This window comes from Ruegeria sp. CDSB117, from assembly GCF_059611005.1.
Genome location: NZ_JBXWOS010000019.1, coordinates 36,849 through 49,685 on the forward strand (window position 1 = coordinate 36,849; position 12,837 = coordinate 49,685).

Annotated in this window: 12 protein-coding genes; 2 read left to right on the forward strand and 10 right to left on the reverse strand. The window is 56.6% G+C overall.

The features are described from left to right. Positions 1-174: 174 nt before the first annotated feature. The 10 genes from AC2FJC_RS18505 to AC2FJC_RS18550 form a co-directional block, all read right to left on the reverse strand. Positions 175-1,164, reverse strand: a complete 990-nt coding sequence (locus AC2FJC_RS18505; RefSeq protein WP_496740681.1) for a nuclear transport factor 2 family protein — start codon at positions 1,162-1,164, stop codon at positions 175-177. Then, positions 1,161-2,204, reverse strand: a complete 1,044-nt coding sequence (locus AC2FJC_RS18510; RefSeq protein ID WP_496725441.1) for a LacI family DNA-binding transcriptional regulator — start codon at positions 2,202-2,204, stop codon at positions 1,161-1,163. Before AC2FJC_RS18510 ends, AC2FJC_RS18505 begins: the two co-directional genes overlap by 4 nt. Further along, on the reverse strand, positions 2,204-2,968 hold the full coding sequence (locus AC2FJC_RS18515; RefSeq protein WP_496740683.1) for an SDR family NAD(P)-dependent oxidoreductase: 765 nt from the start codon (positions 2,966-2,968) through the stop codon (positions 2,204-2,206). Before AC2FJC_RS18515 ends, AC2FJC_RS18510 begins: the two co-directional genes overlap by 1 nt. Beyond that, complete coding sequence (locus AC2FJC_RS18520) at positions 2,968-4,020, reverse strand: ester cyclase (protein ID WP_496740685.1); 1,053 nt, start codon at positions 4,018-4,020, stop codon at positions 2,968-2,970. Before AC2FJC_RS18520 ends, AC2FJC_RS18515 begins: the two co-directional genes overlap by 1 nt. Beyond that, entirely contained in the window at positions 4,017-5,348 is a 1,332-nt protein-coding gene (gene hisD / locus AC2FJC_RS18525; protein ID WP_472722919.1) for a histidinol dehydrogenase, read from the reverse strand. Before hisD ends, AC2FJC_RS18520 begins: the two co-directional genes overlap by 4 nt. An 11-nt stretch (positions 5,349-5,359) precedes the next feature. Then, positions 5,360-5,890 (reverse strand): ester cyclase, encoded by a 531-nt coding sequence (locus AC2FJC_RS18530; RefSeq protein ID WP_496740688.1) that lies wholly within the window; start codon positions 5,888-5,890, stop codon positions 5,360-5,362. A 127-nt stretch (positions 5,891-6,017) separates the two neighbouring features. Then, on the reverse strand, positions 6,018-7,172 hold the full coding sequence (locus tag AC2FJC_RS18535) for a carbohydrate ABC transporter permease (protein WP_496740690.1): 1,155 nt from the start codon (positions 7,170-7,172) through the stop codon (positions 6,018-6,020). A 1-nt stretch (position 7,173) separates the two neighbouring features. Beyond that, entirely contained in the window at positions 7,174-8,196 is a 1,023-nt protein-coding gene (locus tag AC2FJC_RS18540; protein WP_496740692.1) for a carbohydrate ABC transporter permease, read from the reverse strand. A gap of 66 nt (positions 8,197-8,262) precedes the next feature. Beyond that, a complete protein-coding gene (locus AC2FJC_RS18545) occupies positions 8,263-9,474 on the reverse strand; it encodes an ABC transporter substrate-binding protein (RefSeq protein WP_108859138.1) in 1,212 nt (403 codons plus the stop codon). 48 nt (positions 9,475-9,522) lie between these two features. Next, the gene (locus tag AC2FJC_RS18550) at positions 9,523-10,596 is read right to left on the reverse strand and encodes an ABC transporter ATP-binding protein (protein ID WP_496740694.1); all 1,074 of its coding nucleotides are present in this window, start codon (positions 10,594-10,596) and stop codon (positions 9,523-9,525) included. 152 nt (positions 10,597-10,748) lie between these two features. Between AC2FJC_RS18550 and AC2FJC_RS18555 the strand changes: the two genes are divergently transcribed. Then, complete coding sequence (locus AC2FJC_RS18555) at positions 10,749-11,762, forward strand: nuclear transport factor 2 family protein (protein WP_496740696.1); 1,014 nt, start codon at positions 10,749-10,751, stop codon at positions 11,760-11,762. Beyond that, the gene (locus AC2FJC_RS18560) at positions 11,759-12,634 is read left to right on the forward strand and encodes an amidohydrolase family protein (RefSeq protein ID WP_496740698.1); all 876 of its coding nucleotides are present in this window, start codon (positions 11,759-11,761) and stop codon (positions 12,632-12,634) included. The genes AC2FJC_RS18555 and AC2FJC_RS18560 overlap by 4 nt, the downstream gene beginning before the upstream one ends. Positions 12,635-12,837: the final 203 nt, after the last annotated feature.

The following is a 12,837-nucleotide window of genomic DNA, read 5'->3' on the forward strand; positions in this document are numbered from 1 at the left end:
TTGTTTTCAGGAATGCAAGCTCGTGTGCTCTGGCGGCACAGGCGCTCACTCCCCTGGCGGGCGCAGATTCAGTCGCCGCGCCCGCAGGCTCTGACGGAACATATGGAAACGTCGACATGCTCCGGTTTCACGCAGACCACCTGCAAGGATGCGATATGCGACCGGGCGGGCCACTCAGACCTCTCCGCTCTGCAACAGGATCTGCTTCCAGACCGAGGTTTCATCGAACAGAGTATATTCACGGCGCAACTGCGGCTGCCCCGCAATCAGTGCGCCAAACTCGGCATGGCTGATCCCGAGGACATAAACCTGTGCCCCCGTCGGCGCCCCGAACATGCCCCAACCGTCATGCTTGCCCCAAAGGCTCCAGCGAATTGCTGATCGCGGCGGCATATCCGGGTCGTCGCGCCCAATCTGGTGTTCAACCTTGAATTCAGCATTCGGGAAACTTGCCCGCAGCCCCATCCAGAAACGATCGACGGCATCCCAGCCGTGCCCCGTGACGCCGCCCACATACTCAGACTGCACCGCACGGTCATATTCAGCCGCGATTGTGCCCATATCGGCACTCATGATCCGGGTAAGGATATCAGCATATCGCTGCCCCCACTCATTATCGTTGCCACGGCCCTTGTAGGGGCCAGGCTGATCGATCTCGGGCGTCAGAGGTTTGGCGCAGCTGTCTTTACCGCCCTCGCGCGCAATCAGATCAGCGGCGTATTCTTTCGGGTCCCAGCCCATCTGCCGCACAATCGCGCCCTGATCGCGGATCAACCATTCGTCGTTGATCTGGTTGTCGATGGCGTGGCAGTCGGCCAGAATTCGATAGCATAGTTTTGTACCGGTAGGCTTGCCGTAAACCCCCTCGGCCAGATGCGTGGCAGTAGACAGGATGCGGTGAGAGCTGAGCATGCCCTCTTCCGGCGTGCCCGACCAGATCACATCTTCACCCATCAACTGCCGATCCGGAAACTCGGCCAGGGTCGCCATCGTGGCGCCGATCACATTCTGATTTCCCACAACCACCGAACCGGGTGAACGAACGACGATATCTTCGCTGTAATATTCGTGCAGGGTTGCGATGCCCCGGTCTTCCCAGATCTCTTTGGTAATTCCGATGATATAGTCGGGAAAATCCCGGAACTTGGGATCAAAGCCTTTCATGTTTTCATCCTTTGCGGGGTCCAGCCTTTGGGCAGCCGTGCCGAAGTACGCACGATCAACGGCCCATCAATCGCGACCTTGCGGGCTGCGGCAACTGCCGGGTTTTCAATATGGTCCAACAAGGCATCAACGGTTTCCGCCACCATCAGGTTGGCGCGCTGACGAATGGTGGTGAGATTATAGGCAAGCCATCCGGCCTGCGGAACATCATCGTATCCAACGACAGAAACATCTTCTGGTATACGCATTCCAAGTTCAAACCGAATGACGTCCATCACGGCAAGCGCCATATGGTCATTGGCGACGAACACCGCATCGGGTCGTTTTTGCGGTTCAACATCAAACATGCGGCGCGCGGCCAATCGCGCATTCTCGGTCAGAAACTCTCCTATTTCATAGGCGTACAGATCCTGACCTGCATCACCGAGAGCGGCGCGAAACCCGGCCTCGCGGTCTCGCTGGGTTGAGGCACCCTGCCAACCGGCAATGTAAGCGATGCGACCGTGGCCTGCGGCAATAAAGAATTCAGCGACCTTGCGGCCGCCGGAATAATTGTCAGAGGTCACCGAGGTGATCCCGTCGATATCCTGACTACGGTTGAACAGCACGACCGGCACACCAGCTTGTTGGCACCGTGTTGCGATATCGGACGACATCGCGACCGAGGCCAGAATCACGCCATCAACCTGATAATCAAGAATTTCCTCCATAACGTCGTCAATGTTTCCGGCGGTTCTGGAGGCCATGAAAATCAGGACGTGATAGCCCTGCTCCTGCAACTCGTTCGACAGCTTCTCGAGCGCTTCGGGGTAGAAATAGTTGTCCAAATAGGCGACGACCAAACCGATGATGCGGCTTTTGCCCGACACCATCGCGCGCGCCAATACATTGGGGCGATACCCAAGCTCAGTCGCGGCTTTGCGCACCTTTTCTTCCGTCTTCTTGCTGACCGAAGCGCCCGGCGTGAAGACGCGACTGACGGCGGATTGGCTGACACCGGCCAGTTGCGCGACCTGGAGTGATGTTACTTTCTCAGCCATCAATCTGCTGTCCAACCTCCGTCAATCAACATCGAGGTGCCTGTAACCAGCGCTGAGGCATCCGAGGCGAGGTAGCGTACCGCACCCATGATATCTTCGACCTCGCCCACGCGACCCAGTTTGATCTTTTCCATGATCCACGCGGCGCGTTCTGGGTTGTCAAAGGTGGATTGGGTCAGAGGCGTTCGAATGAACGTCGGGCAGACCGTGTTAATTCGGATGCCCTGCTTGCCCCATTCGATGGACATGGATTTGACCATACCTTCGAGCCCATGCTTGGTTGCACAATAAAGCGCCCGTTCGACCCCTCCAACATGCCCCATTTGGCTTGAGATGTGGATGATCGAACCTGGCCTGTCAGCCTCGATCAAAGCACGAGCGGCATAGGCCGATAGGAAGTAGGCCGAACGCAGATTGACGCCGGTGACAACATCGAAATCCACAGGCGTTGTCTCAATAGCAGCACTGTGCCGTGCAACCCCGGCCGAATTCACCACGACATCAAAGCTGCGCGTTTCGAAAACCTGCTTTAACGCATCCAAATCGCCCTGATCCAGAACCAGCGCCTCGGCCGACCACCCCTCTGCCTGCAGAGCAGCGACAGTTGCATTCAACCGATCTTCGCCTCTGGCCGCACAGACGACATGCGCGCCCGCCTCGGCCAGCGCCACGGCACAGCCCTGCCCAATGCCCGAAGAGGCCCCTGTCACCAGGGCGGTCTTTCCTGTGAGGGAAAACGAAGGGGTGCGCGGCAGTTCAGTCATCAGCTCATTCCATCCGGTATATCAATGCGCCCCATGTTTCGCGCTTTGTTGAATTCCCGCAGACGGGCAAAGACGTCAACGCCTAGCTGGCGATACGCATCCAGAAGATCGACCAGCACCCAGTTTTCACGAATGCGCCCGTTTTCCAGCCGCCAGAAATCGAGGCTGCGCATGGTGACCTTCTTGCCCGAGGGCGCGATGCCCAACCATCCATCATGGGTGACAGTCTGGATCATATTGGGCCAGCCGGTTACGGCCGCGTATTCGCCATCGCCGAAGAAATGGTAGGTGATGTCCTCGACGTATTTCCCGCGATCCGGCATCCCGTTCAGGAACGGAATCTGGTGCCAGTTGCGGAATCCTGCATAGCCTCGTCCGGTGCCGATGCCTGAGGGGCCATACCAATTCATTCGGGGATGCCAGAACCGATCCATCTCCATAACCTCGGGGCCACCCTGCTTGGGGTGTTTTTTAAGATGCTCCAACATATCGATGATGTGCTGACAGGTCTCTTTACCTTTGGCCTCATCATGGGGCCCAGGCACCAACCCGTCCTGCGTGGCCGGCCCGGGCACGTGCCATTCGCGGCCAAGACTGGGGGTCATGGGCCAGGCACTTGCCTGCATCATCACCTCGGGGATATCCCAAAGGGCTTGCATTTCAGCAACTTTGCCGTTTTCGAAACGGTAAAACTCATGAAACCGCATGGTGACTTGATGGCCTGTCGGCGGGATGTCCAGCCACGGGCCGGTGAACGTACCGGTGTAGTAGCCGCCGCATCCAATCCAGTCAGAACCATGTTCATCCGGTCCACCCATTACGATGTAATCCCGCCGTTCCATATCGGGCCAGGCCGTCAACAGATCTTTATAGGCGCGGTCATAGAAAGCGTCGCTGCCAATGCTGTCGCCGAAGGGATGGCATAGGTGGAAAACGGCGTCCGAAGCCGTTACCTCGGCCAGTGCTGCGCGAACACCGGCCTCGGAAAAATCATACATCGCGGCCCTGAGCGGAGCGATCAAGGCCTTATGCTGTGTATGCCTGTCACTCATTCAGCAGCATCCCGATAAGGCGCCGGCTCGCCATAGGGGACATTGATACCGCCATAGCGACGCACACGGACGTTGCACTGTTCTGCGTGGCCCACAAAACCTTCCAACATGCACAGACGCGAGCCGTATTCGCCGATTAGTGTCGCCGCTTCGTTGGTCAGAACTTTCTGATAACTGTGCGTTTTCAGATACTTCCCAACCCAAAGCCCACCGGTGTAACGCCCGGCCTTCTTCGTTGGCAGCGTGTGGTTCGTACCAATCACTTTGTCCCCGTTTGACACGTTGGTGCGCGGACCAAGGAACAACGCGCCATAGCAGGTCATATTCTCAAGGAACCAGTCGTCACGATCCGTCATCACCTGCACATGTTCCGAGGCGATATCATCGGCGACCTGCAGCATCTCGTCATACGTGTCGCAGACGATCACCTCGCCGTATTCATCCCAGGACACTTTCGCAGTGTCGGCGGTCGGCAGGATGCCCAACAGGCGGTCCACCTCGGACAGCGTCTCATTGGCAAGCTTTTCAGAGTTTGTCAGCAACACGCAGGGGCTGTTGTATCCGTGTTCGGCCTGCCCCAGCAGGTCGGTTGCGCACAGTTCGGCATCTGCTGCGGTCTCGTCCGCGATCACCATGGTTTCGGTGGGCCCCGCAAACAGATCAATGCCGACGCGCCCGAACAACTGGCGCTTGGCTTCGGCAACAAAGGCGTTGCCGGGGCCAACCAGCATGTGGACCGGATCAATCGTCTCGGTGCCCAAAGCCATCGCACCAATGGCCTGTATGCCACCCATAACGTAGATCTCATGAGCGCCACCCAAATGCATCGCCGCAATCACTGCTGGGTTCGGCTTGCCTTTGAACGGAGGCGTACAGGCGATGATACGAGGGACACCCGCGACCGAAGCCGTGGCCACGGACATGTGGGCCGAAGCCACCATTGGAAACTTGCCACCGGGGACGTAGCATCCGACCGATTGCACAGGAATATTCTTGTGGCCAAGGATCACGCCCGGCAGGGTTTCGACCTCAATGTCCAGCATTGAATCCCGCTGAGCCTGCGCAAAGTTGCGCACCTGTTCCTGTGCGAATTTTATGTCGGCCAGTTCCCTATCGGTCAGTTGACCGATTAAGTCATCGATTTCCTTCTGGCTCAGGCGGAACGAGGCTGGCGAGTAGTTGTCGAACTTCTCACTCAACTCACGCACCGCAGCATCACCGCGGGTTTCAATGTCTTTCAGCGTCGCCTCAACCACGGCGCGGGTCTTGGCATCATCTTCAGCCCGGTCCGCATCGGATTTGCCGCGTTTAAGATACTCGATTGCCATGTTTTCAATCCTCAGTTTTCGGGCCGGGGTGGACATTTCTCACCCCGGTCAAATGCTTCCCAGCCTTCGCCGTTGAACAGGTCGACGCCCAGTTGCGCCGCGACATGTGCGAAATCGACATTCACCCAGTTGTCGACGATCTTGCCGTCAACGACTTTCCAAAAATCCATGTAGCGGATCTCGACCCGCTTGCCGGTAGGGGCGATGCCCAGAAACTCACCCGTATGGGTTGCTTCCTGACGGCCGAAGGCTGCTGCCCATTCGCCCATGTAAAGACGGGCCTCATCGATGCAGGTTTTGTCCGAAAACGCCGCTTGAAACGGGCGCTGCCAGTTTTCCTGAAACTCTTTCAGCCCGGTTTTGATGCCGCAGCCTTGATTGCCCATCCAGCGGAAGCCTTGGGTGAAGAACTCTCCGATATCATCAATGCGGTGATCGTTCAGACCATCCACCATGGTTTCGATCACGCGGCGCGTTTCTTCGGTTTTGCTCATGTCCGTGTCGCGGGTCAGAACCGCTTGTTCGGGACGGGAACCTTTCATGTCTTTATCCTTTCAGGTTGTCAGAGGGAGAGTTTGGAGGCTGTACCCCCAATACTCAGAAAGTCCCTCGGCATCCTGTTCAGCGCTGGGTGGCGCGACATGGCGTTATGGCGGGCATGATTGCTCATCAGCCCTTGACCGCTCCGGCTGTCAGACCGCTGACGATCTGGCGCTGGAAGATCAGAACAAGAAAGATCAGCGGCGCAGTGATCGACACGGCGGCGGCAACCGCGACCACCTGATCGGTTGTTGTCGTCTCGCGGTTGAACATGCCGACGATGGCGGGAACCATGGTCTGGTTCTGCGCATCCAGCAGCAACGCGGTGACAAGAAAGTCGTTATACGCCAGCAAGAAGCTGAACAGACCCGTGGTGATCACCCCCGGCCACATCACCGGCATGATCACACGACGGAAGGCCTGAAAATGGCTGCAACCATCAACGCGCGCGGCCTCGTCCAGCTCTGCCGGGATATTCTGAAAGAACGAACGCAGCATCCAGATCGTGAATGGCTGATTGATCGCAACCAGAACAGCGATCACCGCAAATGGCTTGCCGTATAGTGTTGGTGCATTTTCACCCAGGATCGGGGCCAGCCATTCAGCCGAGTTGATGAACACCGGCAGATAGCCAGCCACCAGCACCGAATGAGGCAGGGCCCGGAACACCAAGGCGACAATCAGGATCCAGAAAGCCAAAGTCGATCCAGACCGTGCCAGACCATATCCCGCCAACGTGCCAACGGTCAGCGACACGGTCACCACCCCTGTTGTCACGATCAGTGAGTTCTTGAAGTTGTTTGAAAAGCCCCGGTCAATCCAGACGGTCTTGTAGTGTTCGGTGGTCAGGCCAAGCACGTCCCGACCCAAGGGTCCGAACCAGGGGTTCAGCACGTTTAGAACGGCGGGCAGGACGACAAAGAACGCAAGCAGAAAGCCAACAAGAACAACAAGGACACCAATCACCCAGCCAAACCATTCTTGCTCGGGTTTCGTGTAAGACTTCACCATCGACGGGAGTGTTTTTGTGGCGATCACAATCGTCGCCCAAATCACCGCGATGCCCAGAATGATGTCCAGCAGCGACAGACCCTTACCAACGCCCAGAGTGGCAGGACCGAAGATCACGTTCAACGCGTTGCTGTCGAAGGCATCCACTGGCGACTTAAAGCTCATCACCACGATCCAGAAGATCGGGAAGGCCGCGATCAGGCACCACAGCGCAAGGAAGATGTTTGAAGTCAGCCGCAGGCCAAAAGGCTGGCGAAGCGCACGCGAGGACATATCAGTGACCTCCTTTATGATCGCGCCATGTACGGCGCAGCGGAAGGATAAGCAGGATGACAACGCCAATCATGGTCAGCATCGAGTTGGCCGAGGCACGGCTGATCGACCGGTTACCCGCCTGATCCGGCGTCAGGTAGTCAAAGGTCAGCCACTGTAGCGAGATCACATAGCCCTGGCTTGAGAAGCCTACGATTTCTTCGAACACACGGTAGCTGTCCATCAGGTGGATCATTGATACAAATATGATAAGCGGCATCAGATGCGGAATGACGATGTATTTCAGTCGCTGCCAGCGGGTCGCCCCGTCAATAACCGCGCTTTCCAAACTGTCTTGATTAACCGTTTGGAGACCGGCGTAAAAGATGATGGCCGCAAAGGGCGCCACGTGCCAGACGCGGTAGATCATCATCAGGACTTCAATCGTCCAAGCCTGGGCAAACAGGGCTATGTCACGGTTCAGCCACCATTCCATCATCGCAGTCAGGATACCGTCGCCGCGAAACAGCCAATTGATTGACAGAACTCCGATCACCGGAGTGATGATAAAAGGCAGCAGAGAGACGAATATCACCGGGCCACGGATAGAACGCGCGGCATTGTTTATCAGAATGGCAATCCCAAGCCCGCAACCGACCACCAACGGCAGAGTGATCAAAGTAAACGTCAGAGTGAACCGCAGGGCCTTCCAGAAATTGATCGTCGACAGCACATGCCAGCTGCCATCACTTATGGCGCGCCATGCACGGTCAGGTTCCAGAACATTGCGATAGCTTTGCAACCCCACGTACTGGGTTTGCGTGATTATCTCACCATGCTCATCCAGCTTTGGCTGCGACACATTTTCAGTCACACAGGTCTGGGTCAGGAAACCGGGGGTACAGGTTTCTTTTTCAACCGTCTCATAGATCGGCTGAGTGACATAGAAACTCTGCTTGAACACGCTGACCAGCGGGAACGCGATGAAGAGAAGCATCATAAAGACAGAGGGACCGACAAAAGCAGCAAATGTCCGGAAGTTCATGGCTCTGCCTTTCTAATGGTTCTCGGGGGAAAGGGATGGGAGGGCCGTAGCCCTCCCAAGGGAGGATCAGTTGCTGATCAGACCCGCTTCTTTCGCGGCAGTGACATAGTCTGCCTCGATATCGGCCAGAGTCGTCTGCGCGTCTTTGGCACCGGTCAGGTAGTCGGCCAGTCCGTTACCCAACGAGGTGTGCATGATGCCCATAGGACCGGAAGCCGGGTAAGCCTTGGCGCCGCCTTCAGCGGACGCTGCAGCACCTGCAGCCAAAGGGCCTGCCGAATAGGCCGTGCTCAGCCATACTGCGACATCGTTGTTCGCACTGACCGTATCGGTGTCCATGCCCTCAAGTGCGACGCGGAAGGCAGCATCCGCTTCTTCGTCGCTCATGTTCGAAGCCAGAACAATACCGTCCCACCAGATTGTGGTCGCCGGAACCGCCGATCCCATTGGAGCCGCGGCCATGGTCACCTTGCCAACGACCTGGCTTTCGGCCTCATCGTTCATCGCAGCGGCGCGGCTGGCCCACAGGTTCGCCATGGCAATCTTGCCCTGCTGGAACTGCTGTTGCACATAGGTCGAGTCGGAAACTAGATATTCTGGGTCCATATACTCGGTCATGGCTTTCAGGGTTTCCAGCGCCGCTACGCCTTGCTCGTTGTTGATTGCAGGCATGTTGCCGTCACCAAAGAACGAACCGCCCTCGCCCAAATACATATTGACGAATTCCTGACCAAGGTTCCAACCGGTCTTGAACGTCCCACCAATGGGATAATCCATCACGCCGGCTTCTTTGATCTTGGCAGCCGCGGAAAGAACATCGCCATAAGTCTTGGGCTCTTCGATGCCCAGTTCAGCCAGAACATCGTCGCGATACATCAGGTGCTGCGCATTCACCATCATCGCGATGGCCATGGTTTGTCCGTCCACCTTGATCAACTGGTTGGGCAGCAAATCCTGGCCATATTTTTCAACCAGATCGTCCAGAGGGCGGATCGTACCGGCGTTCAGCAAGGGGACCAGTGTTGCGTTCGATACACCGCCGATCTGATAAAGTGCGGGATCAGCCGCAAAGGCTTCGGGTTGCTTTTCACGGAACTCCTGGTCCAGCGAAGCGCTGAAGTTGCCGCATTCCGCCATTGCATCGGTGACCGCTTTCCAGGCTTCAAACCCGGCGGACAGCGACTTCAGTGGCACGTCGTTTTCGAAGGCGCATTCCGCCCATGCGCCGGTGGCGGCGATGGACATGGCACCTGCCATAAGGATCGTCTTGAGTTTCATGCGTTTCTCCCTGTCAGGATCGGTCCGTCGTCGACGTCCGGACCGGTGTTAAGCCCGTTTGGGCTGTTTGTGGGGGTGGTCCCCAATCCGCGCACCGCTTTCAGCTTCAAAGAGGTGACAGATTTCTTTTGGCACCGAGAACGAGACTGTCTCGCCAATCTCGGCGCGGTAGGCTTTATCGGCTTTGACCGAAACCAGAGCACCGCCGACCCGGACCGAGATCATGGTCGCGTCGCCCAGCAATTCCAGCGTGTAGATCGGCGCTGTGATCTGGCCCTGCCCTTCGGCAAGGCTGGCATCCTCGGCGCGGAAGCCCAGCGTCATAGGACCGTCTGGGGCATCCACTGGGATTTCGACGTGTTCGGCACGGAACATTCCACCTGAAACCTCGCCATCCATTAAATTCATCGCGGGTGAACCAATGAAGCTGGCCACAAACGTGTTTGCCGGCATGTCATAGATTTCCGTGGGGCTGCCAACCTGCTGCACCACGCCCTGTTTCATCACCACAACGCGGTCGGCCAGCGTCATCGCTTCGATCTGGTCATGGGTCACATAGATCGTCGTCACCGCCAGCTCGTGACTGAGGTTCTTAATCTGCGCCCGGGTCGAGACCCGCAGTTTGGCGTCAAGATTCGACAGCGGCTCGTCCATCAGGAACACGTTTGGTTCGCGCACAATGGCACGGGCGAGCGCCACTCGCTGTCGCTGACCACCTGAGAGCTCGGCGGGTTTGCGATGCAGAAAATCGTCCAACTCTACCATCGCGCTGGCGCGACGTACCTTCTCGTCGTGAGTCGACGGGTCGATGCCGCGCACCTTCAGCGGAAAGCGGATGTTTTCATAGACGTTCATGTTCGGGTAGAGCGCATAGCTCTGGAATACCATCGCAACGTCGCGGTCCTTCGGCTCCAGATCGTTGATCACATTGCCATCGACCAGGATTTCGCCCTCGGTCACGTCCTCAAGCCCGGCGATCATCCGCATCGTGGTGGTCTTGCCGCAGCCCGAGGGGCCGAGCAGGACCAGAAACTCGCGATCAGCAATGGTCAGGTCGAAATTGTGAACCCCAACGAATGAGCCCCATCGCTTGCCGACGTTCCGCAATTGAATTTCCGCCATGGTGCCCCCTGCAAGGAATCATTTTGCATACGTTTGCAAAACTGTAATTCGCATACGTCAATTCAGGCAAGACTTTTTTGCATACGTATGCAAAACTGACACAAATACCCGACTCAACCCGGCTTCGTGCCTCTCGTAAAACTTTGATCACAATGGCAAATACCGTGACCTTTCAGACAGAAAAAAAACTCGTCTCTGCGTTTCACACCGCGCTGGATTCCGCGACAGAACAAGAAATCCCGAAGGTAATGAGCCAATACTGCGCCCCGGAACTGAAGTGGCGCGGCTTTCATCCATTCAACGAAATAAATGGCGCCGAACAGGTTGCCCGGCAGTTCTGGCAACCACTAAAGAGCAGCCTGGCCAGCCAGCAGAACCGAGTAGACATCCTGTTTGCAGGGCAAAACTCGCTGCGGGACGAGGCTGACGTCTGGGTCGTGTCCATGGGGCATTTGATGGGGCTGTTCGACCGACCGTGGTTGGGGATTCGCCCAACTGGCAAGCTGGCATTCCTGCGCTATTGCGCGTTCTACAAGGTCGCCGGTGACAGGATTGTCGAAACAGCGATGTATTTCGACATACCGCACCTGATGGTGCAAGCCGGGCAGAATCCGTTCCCTCCGCAAACCGCGGCGCATTTGGTGCAACCCGGACCAAGACCCCATCACGGCCTGCTGCTGAAAGCACAACCTGCTGAAGAAGGCCAAAAGACCCTGGCGATCATCAATGCGATGATCTCGGATCTCGGGCAATGGGACAGTGGGTTGTCGCTAGAGGATGAATTGGCCCAAACCTGGCATCAAGACATGATCTGGTGGGGACCCGAAGGGATCGGCGCGACCTACACGATAGAACGTTATGCAAAACAACACTCTGGACCGTTCCGGGCCGCCTTCTCGGACCGATCTAAAACCAATCATGTCTGCCGCATGGCCGAGGGGCATTATGGCGGGTTCTTTGGCTGGCCCAATTTCACGGCCACTCCGTCCGGCGGGTTCATGGGTATGCCCGCCACCGGAAAACCCGGCGAATTCAGGGTGATCGATGTTTATCGCCGCGCGGGTGACAAACTGGCGGAAAACTGGGTCTTCATCGACTTGCTGCACTTCTGGAATGGGCAAGGCGTCGACATTCTGGCCCGAACCACAGAGTTCGAAACGCCATGAGGATAGATGCGCATCACCACCTGTGGGACCTGTCTGCCGTGAACTACCCCTGGCTCATGGAAAAGGGCGTCGCTCGTTTCTTTGGCGACCCCTCCCCCATCCAACGAAACTATTTGCTGCCGGAATTTCGCGCAGATGCCAAAGCCGAGGGTTTCGGCGCCTCGGTCCATATTCAGGTAGGCGCGGCTGACCCCTGGGCCGAGGCGCAATGGGTGCAAACAGTGGCCGACCGGTTCCCAGACTGGCCGTTGGTGCAAGTGGCGTTCTGCGATCTGACCGCTGATGATCTGGACAAACAACTCGACCGGCTTCAAACCCTGCCTTCTGTACGTGGCGTTCGTCAGATTATTGGCCGTGCTCCGGGCGAAGATGCCTCGACCGGCACGAACTCACTTCTAAAAAACCCAGAGTTTTTGGCTGGACTGAAGCAACTGAGCCGCCGCGGTCTTTCCTTTGACCTTCAACTACTGCCTGAACTTATGGGTCAAGCTGCAGATGTCCTTGCGCAAGCTCCGGAAACCCAGACGGCGTTGTGCCACGCAGGTTCACCGTATGACCGGACTCCGCCAGGTTTGCGAAAGTGGGCTGACGAATTGACCGCATTGTCAAGCCTTCCGCAGGTCTATTGCAAACTCTCCGGCCTTGGAATGTTCGATCACAACTGGAGCGCAGAAAGTGTCGCGCCTATCGTTTCAAATTGCTTGTCTCAATTTGGCAGCGATCGCTGCATGTTCGGATCGAATTTCCCAGTTGACAGCCTAACATCAACTTTCAAAGATCTTGTTTCCTGTCACCAACAGATCATCTCAAAATCGGACCATGACGACGTGTTTCATATCACCGCAAAACGCTTTTATCGTTTTGAAGAATGAAAAAACGCATAAACCGAAGTTTTTGGCACCACTTTCTGATGACTTCGTTGCAAATGCGGCGAATGTCTATTTTCTGCCGTAAGGTCCAAATGCAACGAACAACTTTCGGCTGATCTTCCAAATGGGTTTTAGCATGCTGCAAAGTACACAGTAAATGACGCGAATTGAGCGTACGTAGAATTCGAGAACGAGTGCCTTTGGCC

What these genes read in the sequence shown, in the direction of transcription:
- hisD (WP_472722919.1), bottom strand. Translation starts at nt 5,348, where the DNA reads ATGGCAATCGAGTATCTTAAACGCGGCAAATCCGATGCGGACCGGGCT.
- AC2FJC_RS18530 (WP_496740688.1), bottom strand. Translation starts at nt 5,890, where the DNA reads ATGAAAGGTTCCCGTCCCGAACAAGCGGTTCTGACCCGCGACACGGAC.
- AC2FJC_RS18520 (WP_496740685.1), bottom strand. Translation starts at nt 4,020, where the DNA reads ATGAGTGACAGGCATACACAGCATAAGGCCTTGATCGCTCCGCTCAGG.
- AC2FJC_RS18550 (WP_496740694.1), bottom strand. Translation starts at nt 10,596, where the DNA reads ATGGCGGAAATTCAATTGCGGAACGTCGGCAAGCGATGGGGCTCATTC.
- AC2FJC_RS18505 (WP_496740681.1), bottom strand. Translation starts at nt 1,164, where the DNA reads ATGAAAGGCTTTGATCCCAAGTTCCGGGATTTTCCCGACTATATCATC.
- AC2FJC_RS18515 (WP_496740683.1), bottom strand. Translation starts at nt 2,968, where the DNA reads ATGACTGAACTGCCGCGCACCCCTTCGTTTTCCCTCACAGGAAAGACC.
- AC2FJC_RS18545 (WP_108859138.1), bottom strand. Translation starts at nt 9,474, where the DNA reads ATGAAACTCAAGACGATCCTTATGGCAGGTGCCATGTCCATCGCCGCC.
- AC2FJC_RS18560 (WP_496740698.1), top strand. Translation starts at nt 11,759, where the DNA reads ATGAGGATAGATGCGCATCACCACCTGTGGGACCTGTCTGCCGTGAAC.
- AC2FJC_RS18535 (WP_496740690.1), bottom strand. Translation starts at nt 7,172, where the DNA reads ATGTCCTCGCGTGCGCTTCGCCAGCCTTTTGGCCTGCGGCTGACTTCA.
- AC2FJC_RS18555 (WP_496740696.1), top strand. Translation starts at nt 10,749, where the DNA reads ATGGCAAATACCGTGACCTTTCAGACAGAAAAAAAACTCGTCTCTGCG.
- AC2FJC_RS18540 (WP_496740692.1), bottom strand. Translation starts at nt 8,196, where the DNA reads ATGAACTTCCGGACATTTGCTGCTTTTGTCGGTCCCTCTGTCTTTATG.
- AC2FJC_RS18510 (WP_496725441.1), bottom strand. Translation starts at nt 2,204, where the DNA reads ATGGCTGAGAAAGTAACATCACTCCAGGTCGCGCAACTGGCCGGTGTC.